Genomic DNA, 18,842 nt, shown 5'->3' with positions numbered 1-18,842 from the left:
AAAGAGGTGGAAGTATGGGGAAAGCAACCGGTTTTATCGACTACAAAAGAGAAGAAGCAAATGAGCGCGATCCAAAGACGCGGACCCGGGACTGGAACGAATACGCCGCTCCTTTCTCTGATGCTACGCTGAAGACACAGGGAGCCCGCTGCATGGACTGCGGTACACCGTTTTGTCATATTGGTATGGAGATCGGCGGTACCACATCCGGCTGTCCGATTTACAACCTGATTCCGGAATGGAACGACCTTGTGTACAAGGGTAAATGGAAAGAAGCATTAGAAAGATTGATGCTGACGAACAATTTCCCTGAATTCACTGGCCGTGTCTGCCCGGCACCTTGTGAGGGTTCCTGTACGGTAGCAATCAGCGATCCGGCAGTTGCCATTAAGAATATCGAACGTGCAATCATCGATAAAGGCTTTGAAAATGGCTGGATAACACCGCGTATTCCGCAAAAACGCACCGGTAAAAAGGTCGCAATCATCGGATCTGGTCCTGCAGGTATGGCTAGTGCGGATCAGCTGAACCAAGCTGGGCACACAGTAACCGTATACGAGCGTGCTGATCGTGCCGGCGGATTGCTTATGTATGGTATTCCAAACATGAAGCTGGAAAAAGAAGTGGTGGAACGCCGAATAAATCTGCTTCGTCAGGAAGGTATCGACTTTATCCTGAACACAGAAATTGGTAAGGATATCCTTGCCGAAGAGCTTCGTGAACAATATGACGCTGTCATTCTATGTACGGGAGCACAACAGCAGCGTGATCTTGTAATAGAGGGAAGAGAAGCAAAAGGTGTTCATATTGCAATGGATTACCTGACTGTCTCTACGAAAGCTTTGCTCGATGATAGTAAAGCAATTCAGCCGGAGTTCGATGCGGCTGGAAAAGATGTCATTGTCATCGGTGGCGGGGATACTGGAGCAGACTGTATCGCGACAGCTGTCCGACAAGGAGCGAAAAGCGTGACGCAGTTCGGGAAACACCCGCAGCTGCCGCTTGCCCGCAGTGCAGATAACCAATGGCCTGAATACCCGCATGTATTCGGATTGGAATATGCGCATAAAGAAGCGAAAGCGGTATATGGAGAAGACCCGCGCCAATACTCTATCCAAACAACGAAATTCGTCAAGGATGAGCAAGGCAATTTAAAAGAATTGCATACAATCGATATGCAGAAAGTACGAAATGAAAAAGGTATGTTCGTTTACCAGGAAGTCGAAGGATCCGAAAAAGTATGGCCTGCTGAGCTTGTTTTGATCGCGATCGGCTTTGAAGGTACTGAAACGCCGTTGCTTACAGAGTTTGGTGTGAACGTTACGCCGAATAAACGTGTAGAAGCTGCCTACGGAGATTATCGAACAAATGTAGAAAACGTTTTTGCTGCTGGCGATGCACGCCGCGGACAAAGTCTGATCGTTTGGGCTATCAATGAAGGCAGAGACGTGGCCAAGCAAGTTGATCTTCAGCTTATGGGTGAGACTGTCTTACCTTGAATACCAAGCAGAATTTCCGTTTAACGGAGGTTCTGCTTTTATTATGCCGCCATCACAAGATGCAATCCAGTAACTTGTCAGAATACCTGCCATTATTTTGGTAGATCACCTTCAAATTGACATCATTTATCCGATATACAAGGAATGGGGGATTCAATGAGGAGGATCAGCATGTTATTGAAACGCAAAAAAGAGAGACAAGCAGAACCGGTGGAACAAACTAATTTATCAAATGAAGCGAAGGTAGTACTTAAAATTGAAGGTGAACTGAAAAAACAGCTTGATATGATTCATTTGACAGAAGACGATTTGCGTGTGTTAACAAAATTGCAGCCACTAGTCTGTGAGGAGATTGAATGCATCGTGAGCCGCTTTTATCAGAACATCACCAATCAGAATAATCTGCTCACTATTATTGAAAGCAATAGTTCTGTAGAAAGATTGAAGCAGACACTTAAGCGGCATATACAGGAAATGTTCGACGGCAAAGTGGATGCTGATTATGTAGAGAAACGCCAACGGATCGCGTTGATCCACGCAAAAATCGGGTTGGAGCCGAAGTGGTATATGGGAGCTTTCCAGGATCTTTTGCAGCAGATGCTATCTATATTTGAACAGCATCTTACTGATTTCGCAGCCTATCGCACAGCCGTTCTTTCTACTACAAAGATCTTTAACATCGAGCAGCAAATTGTGCTGGATGCTTATAATACCGAGCATGAACGCGTACATATTGAGCATATTGAAAAACAGGATAGACTACACGAAAGCATCCAAGCAACTTCCGAAAGCCTAACAAGCATATTCCTGCAGGTGAACCGGGCTGTAGAGGAGCTGGTTGCATTCTCCTCAAAGCTGACGGAACAAAGCAATGAAACGAAACAAACAGCAAAAGAAGTGGTGAACCATTCTGAGGAAGGCCAAGCAGGGCTCGTATCCCAGCAGCAGCGGATGCAGCACATCGGAGAGCAAATGGATCTGGTGCAAAAAGAACTTACAGCGCTGGAGTCAGCAGCTGCGAAGATCGGCAGTATCGTTGGATTGGTAGAAGGTATTGCAGAGCAGACGAATCTGCTTTCTCTTAATGCCTCGATTGAATCTGCGCGGGCAGGCGAACAAGGGAAAGGATTTGCCGTCGTAGCGAGCGAGGTCCGCAAACTGGCGGAAGAAACGAAATCATCTGTTTCTGATGTGACGGCGTTGATTCAAGATACGCATTCCCAAATCAATAACGTTAGCAGATTCATGGAAACAGCAGAGGATTTGATTGCCAATGGTACGGTACAGCTAGGTGATGTAACCTCGAAATTTGAAAACATCATGACGCATTCTCAAAGTAATGAACAAATAAGCAGCCGTACAGAAGAAAGCATCAAAGAATTCACCGGTGAGCTTATGGATGTAAAAGGTGCCATGCAGCAGGCAGAATCCGTATTGCGCCAATTAAACGAACTTACGGAAGCATAAAGAAAACCAGCAGTCAGATGACTGCTGGTTATTTGTTTTCGAATTGTGTTTGTTTGAATTGCCCTTTCAATGCAGAAGGTGCTTGTTTGATGGAAGAAATAACAGTCTTCGAGCCTTCCGTAATCGATTGGACATTAGACTGGATTTCTTTCTGATGCTGCTGCAAGACTGTCTGCTCTTGCTTGATTGTCTGCATATCCGCTTGCATCGGTGCCATAGTCTTATTGATTTGGTTCTTCGTCGCAAGCATAGATTTTACAGCTTTCATGATCATAACCGCAGCAATTGCAAGTGCTCCGACTATTATGATTCCGCAAATGATCCACATGATTGTACCCGTTTCCATATGCCGTCCCTCCTTTATGTATCTGCTTTTCTTTTCCCTGATCTTTATTCATCGTAACATAAAGAACGTAATTTTGTTAAAATTTTAGGTTGAAACTGTTTGGAATCTCCTATATAATCTGTTGATAAGATATTGTTGTCGCAATATTCTATCATTAGAAACAATTTAACCGTAAAGAAAAAGAAAATCTAAAATGACAGGGAGTCCTAGCTTTGAAACAACAAACCTTTGCATTTACACGCAGCGAAAATTTAAAACAGAAACCGGAAGCAAGCACGCTTCAGTTCGGTAAGGTGTTTACAGACCATATGTTCACAATGGATTACTCAGTCGACGCAGGCTGGCACGATCCGCAAATCGTTCCTTACGCACCTCTGGAACTGGATCCGGCAGCCATGTGTTTCCATTATGGTCAGACGGTATTTGAAGGCTTGAAAGCCTATTTAACGAAGGAAGGAAAAGTATTGCTGTTCCGTCCGGATAAAAACTTTGAACGTCTGAATCGCTCAAATGATAGACTGTGCATTCCGCATCTAGATGAGGAATTGGCGTTAGAAGCATTGCGACAGCTTATTTCGGTCGAGAAAGATTGGATTCCGACTGCAGAAGGAACATCACTTTATATCCGTCCGTTCATCATTTCGACGGAGCCGTTCCTTGGTGTAGCTGCATCTGTCAGCTATAAGTTCATCATCATTCTGTCTCCTGTAGGGGCTTACTATAAAGAAGGTATCAACCCGGTAAGCATTGCAGTGGAGAATGACTATGTACGTGCAGTCAAAGGCGGTACAGGTGATGCAAAAACAGGAGGGAACTACGCAGCCAGCTTGAAAGCCCAAGAAGTAGCTGCAGCATCTGGGTTCTCCCAGGTTCTATGGCTCGATGGTGTGGAGAAAAAATACATCGAAGAAGTCGGCAGTATGAACGTATTCTTCAAAATCGATGGTGAAATCGTCACACCGCAGCTTAACGGCAGCATCCTGCAAGGTGTTACTCGTGACAGTGTCCTTCAATTGCTGAAGCACTGGGGCTATCCGGTAACAGAACGCCGCGTGTCCATTGCGGAAGTGGTTCAGGCGCAGAAAGAAGGCAAACTGGAAGAAGCATTCGGTACCGGGACAGCAGCAGTCATCTCCCCGGTCGGCAAGCTCTTCTATGAAGGCGAAACGTACGAGATCAATAACGGTGTCACTGGTGAAGTTGCCAAGCGCGTCTATGATACAATTGTCGGCATTCAAAAGGGTGAGCTGGAAGACACATTTGGCTGGACAGTAGAAGTTAACTGATTTTAAGGAACCTCCACACATAGCGGTGGAGGTTTTTTAGTTCAGACTAGGAGCTTGACCTCTTTTGCTATATAATCTTTACTAAAACGAGTAGTTAGACGAAAAGGTGAATGGACAGATGAAAAGAATAATTGTTAAAATCGGCTCTAGCATGCTATCTGAATCTGGCGGAGGAATGAGTGATTCGAAAATTCGCCAGCACACGAATCAAATAGCGGCATTAATCAAAGAAGGACACGAAGTGATTCTTGTATCATCTGGTGCTGTAGCAGCTGGATTCCGTCAGCTTGGATACCCGTCAAGACCGGTGACAATCGAAGGAAAGCAGGCTGCAGCGGCAATTGGGCAAGGTTTGCTCGTCCAAGCATACACAGAAGCATTCGGCGAACATGATATGAAATGTGCACAGCTTTTGCTGACGCGAGATGTCTTCACAAATGCCGATCAGTATCATAACAGCTACAATACGCTGCAGGAACTGCTAAAGCGCAGTATCATTCCAATCATCAATGAAAATGACTCAGTTTCCATCCGGGAACTTACATTTGGTGACAATGATATGCTATCTGCTTACGTTAGCGGACTTGTAAAAGCTGACTTGCTAATACTGATCACAGATGTTGACGGTATTTATGATAAAAACCCGAATACCTATCCTGACGCAAAGCGTTATCAGCGTTTGGAAGCCATTCCTCCTGAAATGCAGGCATCCATTGAACAGACATCCGGTTCCAAGGTCGGTACAGGCGGCATGTATTCAAAGGTGCTGGCTGCCCAGACTGCGCTTGAGTTGGGTGTGCCAGTATTCATTGGTACGACGAATGCGCACGCAACGCTGCTTGAGATTGCCCAAGGCAATGGGGCAGGTACGTATATAGGAGACGAAGCAACTGAGGTACAGCGCAAAACAAAGCAATGGCTCACGCATCATGCCAGAGCGACAGGCAGCCTCACGATTGACGCCGGTGCAGCAAAAGCACTGCTGGAGCAGGGGAAGAGCTTGCTGCCTATCGGAATCACAGAGGTACAAGGTACTTTCTCGACGTCAGCTGTAGTTGAGATAAAAACGACAGAAGGAGAAACAATCGCCCGGGGTATCAGCGATATCTCATCAGCTGATTTACGTGAAATGCTGGCAAACCGTGAGACTGACCCGTCTGCAGTTTGGCATAAAGCTGTTGTCCACCGGAATTTCATTGTATTCCTATGATAAAGCCGCCAAGCCTGCCAGCTAGGCGGCTTCGGTGTATAATGAAGACCAGAAAGGAGTTTCACTGATGAAGGTAATCATGCTCGTCCAAACGATGTATAAAAATCAACTGCTTCGCGAAGGCGGAACATACGAGATCCCGGAGGAAACAGCAGCTCGCTGGATCAGAAGTAAAATCGCAAAAGCAGCAGAGGAGTGATCATATGGACTTAGGGTTGAAAGGCAAAACTGCATTGGTCGTTGCTGCCAGTAAAGGACTTGGGAAAGCAACAGCCTTAAGATTAGCCAAAGAAGGAGCCTCTGTTCACATTGTCAGCCGTGATGAACAAGCGCTCCAACTAACGAGAGATGAGATAATAAAAGAATCCGGAAATGAATTTGTGACATACTCTGTCTGTGATATTACGGATGCACAAGCAATCTACCGTGCAGTCGAGGCAGCTAAGCAGCATACCGGAAATGTTGATATTCTTGTTAATAATGCAGGCGGGCCTCCGGCAGGTAAATTAATGGATTTTGCCGATGAAGATTGGCAGCAGGCTTTTGAACTGAATTTATTGAGTTTCATCCGATTCATCCGGGCTGTTGCTCCGGTCATGAAAGAAAATGGCGGTGGCCATATTTTAAATATCGCTTCGTCTTCCATTAAGCAATCAATCGATAACTTGCTCTTATCCAACACATTTCGTGCTGGGATTGTAGGTTTAGCGAAATCGCTCTCACAGGAACTGGCACCTGATAAAATCCTGATCAACACGCTTGGCCCTGGAAAAATACATACCGATCGTGTCGACCAGCTGGATCAGAAGTCAGCCGATCAGCTTGGCAAAAGTTTGGAGGAAGTGCAGCAGCAGAGCCAAGCGGCCATTCCGCTCGGCAGATACGGTACACCAGAGGAATTTGCCAACATGGCCGTTTTCCTTTGTTCTTCTGCCAATTCATATATTACAGGACAAGCTTTCGTCGTGGACGGCGGAATGGTCAAGAGTATCGGTTAAAACTTGGCTTTGATCCGGTAATGGCTCAGTGCCAGCAGAGGAAAGATGTACGGATAGCTTTCATAGCGAATATAAAATTGGCCAGGTAGGCCAATGCCTGTCGGATAGTCGATCGAGGCTTGCAGCAGGGGATCAGTCAGTAAAAAGCTGATGCCTTGCTGTACCTCCTTGCTATCCTGTTCACCGCTGGCAATCAAAGCATCGACAGCCCAAGCAGTTTGAACGACTGTACTGATCGGCAAATCCACATACGTTCCTACTTCCGCACTCCGGCATGATTCTCCCCAGCCGCCATCGTCATGCTGAACAGCTTTCAGCCAGTTAACTGCACGCTTGACGTGTTTTTCTGATGGTTTTACGCCGACTGCTGCAAGGCCAGTCAAAGCAGCCCACGTCCCGTACAAATAACAAACTCCCCATCTGCCGTACCAAGATCCATTTAACTGCTGATGCTTATAAAGCCAGCGGATGGCTTTTTTCACATTGGAATGGTCTTTTTTCAAACTAGCATAAGTCCCGAGATATTCCATGACACGGCCAGTCAAATCAGGTGTAGATGGATCAATCGCTGCATCTTCTGCGTTTTCAATCGGCAGCTTTCCTAATATCCACCAGTCTGTATCCTTCTCAAAAGCTGCCCAGCCGCCGTCTTTATTTTGCATTGCCAGCAAATAATCGGATCCTTTTTTCCAAGCGCGCTTAACGGTAAGGTCTTGACGCGCCTGTCTTGTAAGTGCTCGAAGCGCGGCAGCTGTATCATCATTATCCGGGTGGTTGGTGTTACTATCTGAAAACCCCCAACCGCCAGGCTCCACACCAGACTGATGGATCTGCCAATCTGCTTTTAGAACATGCTGCCGCTGCATTAAGTAATGATTGGCTGATAGAATCATCTCTTGTTTCACTGGAGCACCTGCCTGTTGCAAAGCATAACTGAGCAATGCTGTATCCCATACTGTTGATGTGGAATTTTCTACATGGATGCCGTTGCAGTTTTCGTTGACAAGACCATGTATGCCTTTTAAAGCTTGCTGGATTTTTGGGTTGTTTTCTTCATATCCGAGTGCCAGATAGGCATAGATCATGAAGAAAGTAGCGCTTGCATAGCTGTATAGTGTCCCATCCGATTCCGTTCGTTCCTTCATATATTGTTCCGCGTACCGATAACCGGCCCGATGCAGCCGTGCCGGCAGTCGGGATAGACGGCTCCATTCATTCGTGATGGTATGAAAGGGGGAACGAGCATCCATAAAATCGTCCCATTCCTCTTCATATAATAAATGTTCAAGCTGTATGGTGTGCTGGCTTATTCGTTTGAATTTTTTATTCAGCAATATCAGCATTGGTACAAAGTGTATCCTGGCATAGGAACTGAATTGGAAGAAATTGATCGGGAATGTGGTCGGTACAAGCAGGGCGGTCATTGGGAACTTCAAAAAGTGAGGCCATGGTATCATACCGTGGACTGCCAGCATGAAGCGGATCATAAAATGGGCTTTGTTGATGCCGCCGTTTGTGCTGATAAAGCGTTCTGCTGCTCTGAGCTCCTGAGCAGGGACTCCCGAAAAGCGAAGTGCAGCATAAGCCAACACAGTTGCCGAGAGGTTGCCGTTTCTTTCGCCAGGATATGCTGCCCAGCTGCCATCTTCCCGCTGCTTGTTTAATACATGCATCTTAAGTTTCTCTACGGTATCAGCTTCTTTGCCGAAGGAAGTGAAGGTAATGATATAGAAGCAGTCAGTCAAAATCGCGCCTTCAAAGCACATACGCCAAGATCCATCGTTCTGCTGCAGCTCTTCCAGCTTTCTTATACGCTTCTCGATTGCCATTTTCACATCTTCCATATTCACCTGGCTCATGATACAGCTCCTTTTTCCGAGAGTTATGGAACGGAAAATATACTGCAATATGATAAAATATGCGGAGAACAGCTGATTATGACTTGTGCAACTATGTCCCATTAAAGCAGGAGGCAAATTATGCGAGCAATTGTAGCAGCAACCACAGGCAGTCCAGGTGTATTGGAATACAAAACTATGACAGTTCCGGAACCATCAGCAGGTGAAGTGAGGATAAGGGTCTTAAAAGCGAGTGTCCATTTTGCTGATATAAAAAAACGGAAAGGCACGAAAGGTTCTGGAGCCCCAGGCATATTAGGACTAGATGCTGTTGGAATCATTGATAAGCTTGGACAAGATGTCAAAGGGCTTCGTATCGGAGATCGCGTGATCGCATTTGCAAAGACAGGCGCATATGCAGAGTATGCGATAGCGAATGCTTTGCTTGTCTATCCGATTGCGGACCATGTTGATACAGCTGTCGCGGCGGCTTGTCCGGTTCCTTCCTTTTTGTCTTTCATGCTGCTCGAGCGTGTTGGAAGACTTAGCAAGGGAGAAACGGTGCTAGTTCATGCAGCATCGGGAGGTACGGGCCTAACATTGATTCAGCTTGCAAGAAAGCTAGGTGCAGGCAAGATAATAGGAACCGTAAGCTCGGATCAGAAAGCAGCTTTGCCTATGGAGCTCGGCGCAGACCATTGTATAACGTATGATAATCTGTCAGATTCTGTCCAGAAACTGACAGATGGAGCAGGTGCTGACCTGATACTGGACTCGCTTGCAGGCACTGTAATGGAGGAGAGTTTTACTTGTCTTGCTCCTTATGGCAGATTAGTAAATTACGGGAATGCCAGCGGTACAGCCGGGTTTATTAAAACATCAGACGTCCACGCAAGCTGCCGGTCATTGCTCGGCTTTAGCTTGGGTACGACCCGCAAGAAACGGCCAGAAGAATTGAATCGTATTGCTGATCAAGTTATCGGATTAGTAGGAATGGGAGATATCACTTTTCCCAGCATACAAGAATTCAAGCTCGAGGATGCAAATAAGGCACATCAGCTTATGGAAAGCAGGAAACATGCAGGAAAGATACTTCTGCACATCACAGATTAGAGACAGTCAACGGGGGAAATAGAGAAATGAAGTTCGTATCATGGAATGTAAATGGAATCAGGGCTTGTGTAAAGAAAGGCTTTCTTGAATATTTTGAAGAACAAGATGCAGATTTTTTCTGCTTGCAGGAAACAAAGCTCCAAGCGGGTCAAATTGAATTAGATCTGCCTGGATATTATCAGTATTGGAATTACGCCGAGCGTAAAGGGTACTCAGGTACAGCTGTGTTCACAAAACATAAACCGCTCCACGTCACATATGGATTGGATGAAGGTGTGATTGAGCCCGAGGGCAGAATCATCACATTGGAATATGACAATTTCTTTTTGGTTACTGTATATACACCGAATTCTAAACGAGATTTGGCGCGGTTGGCGGAGCGTTTGGAATGGGAAGATAAAATATTATCTTATGTACAGGAGCTGGATAACCGGAAACCTGTCATCCTGTGCGGCGATTTGAATGTTGCCCATCAGGAAATCGATTTGAAAAACCATAAGACAAACCATGGCAATTCCGGCTTCACGAAAGAAGAACGAGAAAAGATGACAGCGTTCCTTGCTTCCGGTTTCGTAGATAGTTTCCGTTACCTTTATCCGGATCGCGAGGAAGCATACAGCTGGTGGTCGTATATGAATAAAGTGAGAGAACGGAACATCGGCTGGCGTATCGATTATTTCATCGTTTCCGAACGGTGGAAAAACAACATCCAAGAAGCTGAAATACACGCAGATACACTGGGCAGCGACCATTGTCCGGTATGCCTATATATCAAAGATGAAGACACCAATTGATGGTGTCTTTCTTCATGTATTCAACAATATTTTAAATAATCTGATAGTTTGTTACACTAAAGAAGGATACATACACATACATTATAACGTACAGGTTAAGTAGGATAGGCAAAAGGAGGAGATGCTGATGCTTCGCAAATCTATGCGGACTCTAGTCGCAGGACTGCTGCTTTTTGTTTGTATGGTACCTCATACGCATGTCCACGTAGCCGGAAAAGAGGATAGGATGATAGATAGGTTAACAGAATATCTGGCCAATGAAGAGCAGTTGCAAGGAGCTACCTATGCCATACATATTATGGAAGGACAGTCAGGGAAGACAATATTCGAGAAAAATGCCGACAAGCGCATGAGGCCTGCATCCAATATGAAGCTTCTCACTGCAGCAGCTGTATTGAATGAACTAGGACAAGATCATCGCTTCGAAACAATAGTCGCAACTGACGGACAAGTAAAAAGCGGACAGCTCAATGGGAACTTATATTTGATTGGTAAAGGAGATCCATCTCTTACTTATGAAGATATGCAACAGCTTGCAAATCAGCTGCGCGGATTGGGAATTCGGAAAATTAACGGCGATATCATTGCGGATGATACATATTTTGATCAGGAACGCTATAGTGAGGATACAACATGGAAGGATGAATCAGCATACTATGGAGCGGCTGTCAGTGCATTGACAGTTGCACCTGACAATGATCATGATACGGGGACAGTGAAGATCAGGGTAGAGGCAAGTTCCTCATCAGGAAAACCGACATTAGATGTGATTCCAGAAAATGATTATGTAACGTTACAAAACGATGCTGTTATTGTATCCGATAACGATGAAGCGGAATTAGAAGTGACTCGAACCCATGGTACCAATAATATTGTCATATCTGGCTCTATTGCTGCGGGAGACAGCGAGCAGGAATGGGTAGCAGTCTGGGAACCCACAGAATATGTTTTGCACCTATTTCAGGATAACGTGAAAGCATCCGGAATCCAAGTCACTGGTACTGCCAAGGTAGCACAAGCACCTTTAAACCAAACGGAGCTACTGCGGACGCAATCCGCTCCGCTTAAGGAACTGCTTTTACCATTTATGAAGCTAAGCAATAACGGACATGCCGAGATGTATATCAAGCATATCGGCCGCGGGGAAAAAGCCGGGAACTGGGAAGATGGAATCAATCAATTGGAGCAGTACCTTGGTGAAATGCAGCTGCCGAAGGAACAGATGGTATTAAGAGATGGATCAGGGCTTTCCCATGTGAATGGAATAACTGCCAGGCAGCTGACAACGTTGCTTACAAAGGTAAAACAGGAGTCTTGGTTCCCTGCTTTCAAATCATCTCTGCCAGTTGCGGGTATGACAGAACGCATGGTCGGTGGGACGCTGCGCAATCGCTTTGTTGGCACGGAGCTCGCTGGGAAGGTTGAAGCGAAGACAGGAACGCTTACTGGAGTTAGTTCGCTTTCAGGCTACATAGAAACAAAATCAGGTGATCATTTCGTTTTCTCCATCCTGCTGAACGGACTACTGGATGAAGAGGAAGGGCCGCGGATAGAAGATCAAATATTGAAGATCGTTTACGAAGAGTTGAAAAGTATGCATACAAATTGAAGTTTATAGACAGGATATCAGCAAGCGGGCAGCGAAATGTTCTAATTAGGAAGGGAATAAAAAGCGGAAGAAGTCATGTGGATGCCTAGAAGCAAACGAGGAAGCTAGGAGTTAAGGGTGTCATCATACCCTGAAAATGATCGTTTGCCGAACAATTACTGATTTCTGAAGCTAGATATGAGGAAAGAAGGAGATAACGGTGAAACAAAGCCGCATGGAAGCAGAGTTATATTGTATCCATTGTCGCGAGGAGTCTCCATTCATGGTTACGTACATCAATGATAAGCTTAAAACGATTTGCTGTACGCAGTGCCATCATGCCATTGATGTCAGGTTGGATTTGCAAAAGGAATTCAAGGAAGAATGGCAAAATCGCATTCTTTCAAAACCTTCCCGAATGACGACAGAGTACAAGGATGACCTAAGCCAATTTCTCTTTACGCTGCCGATCAGGCTGGCGAGCAAGCCATATCGATTATATCAGGACATTAAAGAATCGCGCATCATTATGCGGGATTTCAAAGATGTAAAGCATTGGTGAAGCACCTGGACATATGTTCAGGTGCTTGTTTTTTTTTGAATGATAAAATGAATTTTCTATCCACCACAGGTACAAGCAGAATAGATCTTTTTCAGTGCGGCTTTCTTACTGCGTTAGCCTGAAGATGGGTATAAAAAATACCAATACCTCACGATATAAAATGTATGCTATTATATCGACATACGATATATATCGTATGTCGATATATAGGAGGTGCAGTATTTGAAGAGAACAGAAGATTTGCTGCCTTTAACGCATACCACCTACTACATTTTAATGGTGTTGCGAACGCCGCTGCACGGCTACGGCATCATGAAAGAAGTAGAATCTATAAGTGAGGGATCAGTGAAACTAGGTCCGGGGACACTATACGGTGCGCTTCGCAAGCTGGAGAAGCTTCAATTGATCACGCAAGTGGAACAGAAGGATGCTAAAAAGTCTTACCAGCTGACGGATAACGGCAAAAAGCTGCTAAGTGCTGAATATGAGCGGCTTAAGAAGCTTGTTTCGATCAGTGAAAAGCAGTTAGGGGGAGAACAATGAAAGAGAGAAAGCAGATAAGGAAATGGTTTTGGGCATGGGATGACCAAAAAGAAGAAGTCTGGCTCCAGAAGATGGCACAGGAAGGCTGGACGCTTGAAGAATATAGATGGTTCAAGTACACCTTTCGTGCAAGTGAGCCTTCTAAATTAGTATATCGATTAGATCATCAGATGGGATTTCCTGATAGGAGTTATTTTGATTTATTCGAAATGGATGGCTGGGATAGAGTTTGCTCATTTAACGGTTGGCACTACTTTTGTAAAGAAGATGATGGAACAGATAAATTGGAGATTTTTACAGATAACCAATCAAGAGCAACTAAGTACATACAACTATCCAATTACATTATATTCATCCTATTGATGCAGATATTATCTTTCTGGCTTCCAATCATGACAGGAATCATCAAAATGCCTTTGTGGGCCGGGGGAGCAATCGCTTCAGTAAGCTTAATAGCTGTTTACGGTGCATACATGTTAAAAAGAAAGGCGAAGAATCTAAAAGAGTTTCAAATATAGAAATAGAGGTTATTCTGTTCGAGCAGAATAACCTCTATTGTTTTGGGTAGAAATTGAAAGAAAGAGAAATAACGTGGAAGATGGGCGGAGGCACCAGGGGAAAACAGACAAAAAAGAAAGAACGAAAGTTAAATAAAAACAAGGTGAAAACTTCAATTGAGCGGAAAATTGAAATGAATTGACGTAATTGAAATTAAATAAGGGAATTCTTTGATATCTATCCATTTGACATCAGAGAGAGTGTGCGTCATAATATATTTATCTCGAATTCGAGGTAATTCCATCATCAGGCTGGAGTGATAAAGATGAATCAATTAAAAGGTATTCACCACGTAACGGCAATTACGAGCAGTGCAGAAAAAAACTATGAATTCTTCACGTATGTACTAGGCATGCGTCTTGTAAAGAAAACAGTAAACCAAGATGATATCCAAACATACCACCTGTTTTTCGCGGATGACAAAGGCAGCGCGGGAACAGATATGACGTTTTTCGATTTCCCTGGAATTCCGAAGGGTACGCACGGTACAAATGAGATTTATAAAACTTCATTCCGTGTGCCATCAGATGCAGCTTTGGATTATTGGGTAAAACGTTTTGACCGGTTGGAAGTGAAACATCACGGTATCAAAGAGCAATTTGGTACAAAGACATTATCCTTTGAGGATTTTGATGAGCAGCAATATCAGTTGATCAGTGACGAAAACGATAAAGGTGTGGCATCAGGAACACCATGGCAAGACGGTCCTGTACCTTTGGAGTTTGCTATCACAGGGCTTGGTCCGATCTTTGTCCGGACGGCACATATTGATTATTTCAAGGAAATGCTTGAAAAAGTACTCGTTTTCCGTCCAGTTGCACAGGAAGGGTCTTACTATTTATATGAAGTAGGCGAAGGCGGAAATGGGGCAAGTATCGTTCTTGAGCACAATACAATTCTTCCAGATGGAAGACAAGGTTTCGGTACGGTACACCATGCTGCTTTCCGTGTTGAGGATCGAGCAGTATTGGAGGAATGGATTGAACGGATGCACAGCTTCCAATTCCAAACTTCTGGATACGTGGATCGTCATTTCTTCGAATCCTTATATTCCCGGGTGGCACCAGGAATCTTGTTTGAATTCGCAACGGACGGTCCTGGCTTCATGGGTGATGAACCATACGAGACGCTTGGAGAAAAACTTTCCTTGCCGCCGTTTTTGGAACCAAAACGTGAACAAATCGAAAAACTTGTTCGCCCGATCGATACTGTACGCAGTACGAAACAATTTGAAAAAGAATGATATACCGGCATCTGCTTATTTGGCAGATGTCTTTTTTTTAGCAGATTTCGGCAAGTAAGCGTATAATAAAGATGTAGCATTCATCCCATACAGAAGGAAGGCTTTTTTATGAAAGCAAAAGACTTCATGATAACAGATGTAATAGCAGCGAGCGAACAAGATACGGTCAAGCAGGTTTTGGAGACCTTTGTAGACCGGCGGATCAGCGGAATGCCGATACTGGATAGGGACCGGCGTATTGTAGGCGTCGTCAGTGACGGAGATATTCTGCGAGGGATCCAGCCTAAGGATACAGTCGTCTTTAACTACTTGCTGACAGTGAGTTTTAAAGCGGAAAAAATAGATAAAATCGTAGATGAATTAAAAGATCATCCGGTATTGAACCTTGCCAAAAGACGCGGAATCGTCACCGTCCATGAAGAAGATGAAATGGAAGAAGTGGTGAACATCCTGGCAAAACACCGGTTTAAAAAGATACCTGTATTGAATGATCAAAAACAAGTTGTTGGGGTAATCAGCCGCGGGGATGTACTCCGGACAATTCATTCCAATCTATTGAATGCGCTTTGAGAAATATAGCACTGACTCTGATGAAAGAGTCAGTGTTTTTTTATGGTAGAATAGGAGCTAAGAGCTTGATAGATCAAAGGAGTTTTTTCCATATATGAGTATGACAGTTATATTGGCGGAAAAACCTTCCGTTGCGAAGAATATCGCCGATGCATTGAAAATAAAAACAAAACAAGATGGGTTTTATGAAGGCCCTGAATATATCATCACATGGGCATTCGGACATCTGCTGCAGCTGTTTGATGCGAAAGACTATGACGCTGCCATGGCAAGATGGAAGCTGGATAATTTCCCGTTCGTACCAGATGCTTTCCAATATAAAATCAAATCGAGTCCGCGTAATCGTGACGCCGCCGATCCTGGTGCAAAAAAGCAGATCGCAATCGTAAAAAGGCTCATGCAAAGAAGAGATGTCGGAAAAATCGTGTCTGCTTGTGACTATGACCGGGAAGGACAGCTGATCGGGGATAGCATCATTAATTATATCAAGCCGGACAAGCCCGTTTACCGGCTGCTGTTAAATGAATGGACCGAACAGGAAGTACTGCGCGGTCTTCAATCCCTGCGGCCCAACACAGAGCTAAGACCTCTTTATGATGCCGGAATCGGCCGGCAGTGGGCAGATTGGGTCATCGGTATCAACCTTACTTCTGTAGCGACACTTCGTTATCAGAGCGGACGCGGACAAGTTCTGAACATCGGCCGTGTATTGCTGCCAACTTTAAAAATCATTTATGACCGTGACAAAGAGATCAGTGAATTCAAGCCAGAGCCTTATTTCAAACTGCTTGCAACCTTCCGCACGCCTGAAAAGAAATTTTACGAAGGTGTGTATAAGGAAGGGAAAACAGATAAATTCAAAGACAGAGATCCCTTGCAGGATATCCTTCAGCGTATCCAAGGCAAACAAGGACAGATCAAGGACAAGCAGACGGAGGAGAAGAAGGAATTCTGTCCGCCGTTGTTCAACCTTTCCGGTTTGCAAGGGTATATGACGGCAAGATACAGCGGATGGACATCTGATAAAGTGCTGAAAGTAGCACAATCGCTTTATGAGAAAAAGTACATCACGTACCCGCGGACTTCCAGCACAGCATTAGAAGAAAGCCTTGTATCCAAGGCAGCTGGTGTATTGAAGAAAGTAGCAGCAGGATTGCCATATGAATCAGAAATCAAATTCAGCCGTTCGAAACGGGTATTCAATAATAGCAAGGTATCAAGCCATAGCGCGATCATACCGACTTATGTTCTCCCGAAAAGACTTACACCTGACCAGGAACTTGTATACACTGCTATTAAAAACCGTTTTATCATGCAATTCATGCCTGTCGCGGTATATGAAGAGACAACATTGGAAACAGTTATTCCGGATGTCCCGTTATCTGGCAGCTTTATCTCAAAAGGCCGTATCCAGCTTGTAGACGGGTGGAAGAAGGTCGAGAAGCAGCAGACAAAGGAAACCCTGCTGCCGGATGTGCAGGAAGGCATGCTGGTGGACACATGGGAGACAAGTGTCACTTCCCATATGACACAGCCGCCGAAGCCGCATACGGAGAGAACGTTATTGCGGGTTATGGAGACTTGCGGCAAAGGGAAACAGGATGAAGATGAGGTTGTCGAAGTGCTGCGCGGGTTCAGTATCGGCACCGCTGCAACAAGAGCGGAAACAATTAAAAAGCTTAAAGACATACACTATATTAGTAACAAAGGAAAAGAACTTCATGTAACGGATACAGGCAAAAAGCTGGTTGAAACATTCCCGGTCAAGCCTTTATTCGATTTGAACTTTACGGGACGGCTCGAGAAGACACTTGCTGATATAGAGGATGCGAAGGTTGGCCGAGAAGACTTTCTCGACATGATTTTTTCCTTTACGAAGGAAGCGGTGCAGACGATGAAACAAGACGAAGCTGCACCAATCCGGACAATTGAAAAACAGACAATCACCCATGAAGTATTAGGCAAGTGCCCGGCTTGCGGGGGAGAGGTTGTAGAAGGGTACAAAGGCTTTGGGTGTAAAAATTACAAGAAAACGTGCGGCTATATCATTTGGAAGAACGATAAATTCTTGGCAGCAGTGCGAAAGAAACCAACGAAGACAATGGTGAAAGCCTTGCTGAAAAGCGGAACAGCTCATGTGAAGGGGATGACGAGCAAACGAGGGAAGAAATTCTCGGCTTATCTTTCCTATGAGAAAAACCCTGACAATGACTATTACAGCTGGAAAATGGAATTTGAGAAAAAATAAAAAAAGCGATGTGTGGATTCCACACATCGCTTTTTTTAGAATTCTTCGTAAACCGCTGGATCTTGGTCAGCGATTCGCCCGTCTGAAACGGATAAACTGTTGATTTTCTCCATATCTGTTTGATTCAATTCAAAGTCAAAAATAGCGAGATTCTCTGCTTGCCGGCTTGGAGCAGCAGATTTCGGTATAGCGATACTTCCAAGCTGATAATGCCAGCGCAGTACAATTTGGGAAACAGTTCGTTCATAATTCTCCGCAATTTCAGCAAGTAAAGGATGCTCCAGCAGATTTGTCTTTCTGCCAAGAGGACTCCATGACTCTGTTACAATGCCATTTTCCTTATGGTATTGTCGCTGTTCTTCTTGGTTGAAAAAAGGATGCAGTTCAATCTGATTGATGACAGGCAGTGTACCTGTTTCTGCTTTCAGTCTCTCCAAATGCTCTGGAAGGAAGTTGCAAACACCAATAGAACGAATCAATCCCCATCTGCGTGCTTCAAGCAAGGTCTGCCACGCTTCAATATAATGATCTTTTTTAGGGTTCGGCCAATGAATCAAATATAAGTCGTAATAATCGAGGCCAGCACGATAAAGCGATTCCTGTATCGTTGTAATTGCATTTTCACGCTGATGGTAACGACCTGGGAGCTTGGATGTGACAAAGAGCTCTTCGCGCGAGATACCATGCTGCTTAATAGCCTGCCCGACAGTTGCTTCATTTTCATAATTGTATGCTGTGTCCAGAAGACGATAACCCGCGTCGATAGCACTGCGAATCGCTTGCACACCTTGACTGCCTTTCAAGCTGTATGTACCGAAGCCTACGGCAGGAAGAATCGTGCCATCGTGCAGTTTCTTGGTAGGGATATGGTTTTGCATTGTATTCTCTCCTTTCCAATTCTATTTTCAGCGTAGCATAAATGGAAAAGATTGTCCTAAAATCAACATCTTTCTAAAGTGTTAAAGTATGCTCTAGATAT

18 protein-coding genes are annotated in these 18,842 nt (G+C 44.6%); 15 read left to right on the top strand and 3 right to left on the bottom strand.

What is annotated here, in order from left to right:
* The first annotated feature begins 14 nt into the window (after positions 1 to 14).
* Both gltD and SFC25_RS03595 read left to right on the top strand, forming a co-directional pair.
* Positions 15 to 1,499 (top strand): glutamate synthase small subunit, encoded by a 1,485-nt coding sequence (gene gltD, locus SFC25_RS03600; RefSeq protein ID WP_411213974.1) that lies wholly within the window; start codon positions 15 to 17, stop codon positions 1,497 to 1,499.
* Positions 1,500 to 1,670: 171 nt separating this feature from the next.
* Positions 1,671 to 2,966: a protoglobin domain-containing protein gene (locus SFC25_RS03595; RefSeq protein ID WP_411213973.1), complete on the top strand. Its 1,296-nt coding sequence runs from the start codon at positions 1,671 to 1,673 to the stop codon at positions 2,964 to 2,966.
* A gap of 28 nt (positions 2,967 to 2,994) precedes the next feature.
* Here SFC25_RS03595 and SFC25_RS03590 read toward each other — a convergent pair whose 3' ends face one another.
* Complete coding sequence (locus SFC25_RS03590) at positions 2,995 to 3,312, bottom strand: hypothetical protein (RefSeq protein WP_411213972.1); 318 nt, start codon at positions 3,310 to 3,312, stop codon at positions 2,995 to 2,997.
* A gap of 212 nt (positions 3,313 to 3,524) precedes the next feature.
* Here SFC25_RS03590 and SFC25_RS03585 point away from each other — a divergent pair, with 212 nt between their 5' ends.
* The 4 genes from SFC25_RS03585 (at position 3,525) to SFC25_RS03570 (ending at position 6,806) form a co-directional block, all read left to right on the top strand.
* The gene (locus SFC25_RS03585) at positions 3,525 to 4,598 is read left to right on the top strand and encodes a branched-chain amino acid aminotransferase (protein WP_411213971.1); all 1,074 of its coding nucleotides are present in this window, start codon (positions 3,525 to 3,527) and stop codon (positions 4,596 to 4,598) included.
* Positions 4,599 to 4,716: 118 nt separating this feature from the next.
* Entirely contained in the window at positions 4,717 to 5,808 is a 1,092-nt protein-coding gene (gene proB, locus SFC25_RS03580) for a glutamate 5-kinase (RefSeq protein ID WP_411213970.1), read from the top strand.
* A 67-nt stretch (positions 5,809 to 5,875) separates the two neighbouring features.
* Positions 5,876 to 6,007 (top strand): hypothetical protein, encoded by a 132-nt coding sequence (locus SFC25_RS03575; RefSeq protein ID WP_411213969.1) that lies wholly within the window; start codon positions 5,876 to 5,878, stop codon positions 6,005 to 6,007.
* A gap of 4 nt (positions 6,008 to 6,011) precedes the next feature.
* The gene (locus SFC25_RS03570) at positions 6,012 to 6,806 is read left to right on the top strand and encodes an SDR family oxidoreductase (protein ID WP_411213968.1); all 795 of its coding nucleotides are present in this window, start codon (positions 6,012 to 6,014) and stop codon (positions 6,804 to 6,806) included.
* On the opposite strand, the gene SFC25_RS03565 is transcribed toward SFC25_RS03570, so the two are convergent.
* Positions 6,803 to 8,665 carry a terpene cyclase/mutase family protein gene (locus tag SFC25_RS03565; RefSeq protein WP_411213967.1) on the bottom strand — a complete coding sequence of 621 codons (1,863 nt, stop codon included), beginning with the start codon at positions 8,663 to 8,665 and terminating at the stop codon, positions 6,803 to 6,805. The two genes, SFC25_RS03570 and SFC25_RS03565, sit on opposite strands and share 4 nt — an antisense overlap.
* A gap of 120 nt (positions 8,666 to 8,785) precedes the next feature.
* Here SFC25_RS03565 and SFC25_RS03560 point away from each other — a divergent pair, with 120 nt between their 5' ends.
* The 9 genes from SFC25_RS03560 to SFC25_RS03520 all read left to right on the top strand — a co-directional run bounded on the left by SFC25_RS03560 (position 8,786) and on the right by SFC25_RS03520 (position 17,863).
* Positions 8,786 to 9,757, top strand: a complete 972-nt coding sequence (locus SFC25_RS03560; RefSeq protein WP_411213966.1) for a quinone oxidoreductase family protein — start codon at positions 8,786 to 8,788, stop codon at positions 9,755 to 9,757.
* A 26-nt stretch (positions 9,758 to 9,783) separates the two neighbouring features.
* Positions 9,784 to 10,551, top strand: coding sequence for an exodeoxyribonuclease III (locus SFC25_RS03555; RefSeq protein WP_411213965.1), 768 nt, complete (start codon positions 9,784 to 9,786; stop codon positions 10,549 to 10,551).
* Positions 10,552 to 10,678: 127 nt separating this feature from the next.
* Positions 10,679 to 12,160: a D-alanyl-D-alanine carboxypeptidase/D-alanyl-D-alanine endopeptidase gene (dacB, locus tag SFC25_RS03550; RefSeq protein WP_411213964.1), complete on the top strand. Its 1,482-nt coding sequence runs from the start codon at positions 10,679 to 10,681 to the stop codon at positions 12,158 to 12,160.
* Positions 12,161 to 12,359: 199 nt separating this feature from the next.
* A complete protein-coding gene (locus tag SFC25_RS03545) occupies positions 12,360 to 12,701 on the top strand; it encodes a bh protein (RefSeq protein ID WP_411213963.1) in 342 nt (113 codons plus the stop codon).
* Positions 12,702 to 12,977: 276 nt separating this feature from the next.
* Positions 12,978 to 13,244, top strand: a complete 267-nt coding sequence (locus SFC25_RS03540) for a PadR family transcriptional regulator (RefSeq protein WP_411214205.1) — start codon at positions 12,978 to 12,980, stop codon at positions 13,242 to 13,244.
* On the top strand, positions 13,241 to 13,762 hold the full coding sequence (locus SFC25_RS03535; protein WP_411213962.1) for a DUF2812 domain-containing protein: 522 nt from the start codon (positions 13,241 to 13,243) through the stop codon (positions 13,760 to 13,762). The genes SFC25_RS03540 and SFC25_RS03535 overlap by 4 nt, the downstream gene beginning before the upstream one ends.
* A gap of 305 nt (positions 13,763 to 14,067) precedes the next feature.
* Positions 14,068 to 15,045, top strand: a complete 978-nt coding sequence (locus SFC25_RS03530) for a ring-cleaving dioxygenase (RefSeq protein WP_411213961.1) — start codon at positions 14,068 to 14,070, stop codon at positions 15,043 to 15,045.
* A gap of 108 nt (positions 15,046 to 15,153) precedes the next feature.
* Positions 15,154 to 15,615: a CBS domain-containing protein gene (locus tag SFC25_RS03525; protein WP_411213960.1), complete on the top strand. Its 462-nt coding sequence runs from the start codon at positions 15,154 to 15,156 to the stop codon at positions 15,613 to 15,615.
* A 100-nt stretch (positions 15,616 to 15,715) separates the two neighbouring features.
* Positions 15,716 to 17,863 carry a type IA DNA topoisomerase gene (locus SFC25_RS03520; RefSeq protein ID WP_411214204.1) on the top strand — a complete coding sequence of 716 codons (2,148 nt, stop codon included), beginning with the start codon at positions 15,716 to 15,718 and terminating at the stop codon, positions 17,861 to 17,863.
* Between the two features lie 35 nt (positions 17,864 to 17,898).
* Here SFC25_RS03520 and SFC25_RS03515 read toward each other — a convergent pair whose 3' ends face one another.
* Complete coding sequence (locus SFC25_RS03515; protein ID WP_411213959.1) at positions 17,899 to 18,741, bottom strand: aldo/keto reductase; 843 nt, start codon at positions 18,739 to 18,741, stop codon at positions 17,899 to 17,901.
* Positions 18,742 to 18,842: the final 101 nt, after the last annotated feature.

This window comes from Terribacillus saccharophilus, assembly GCF_046592595.1.
Lineage (GTDB): Bacteria > Bacillota > Bacilli > Bacillales > Amphibacillaceae > Terribacillus > Terribacillus saccharophilus_C.
The sequence above is the reverse complement of the archived record's forward strand: the minus strand, read 5'-3'. Positions and strand labels throughout refer to the sequence as shown.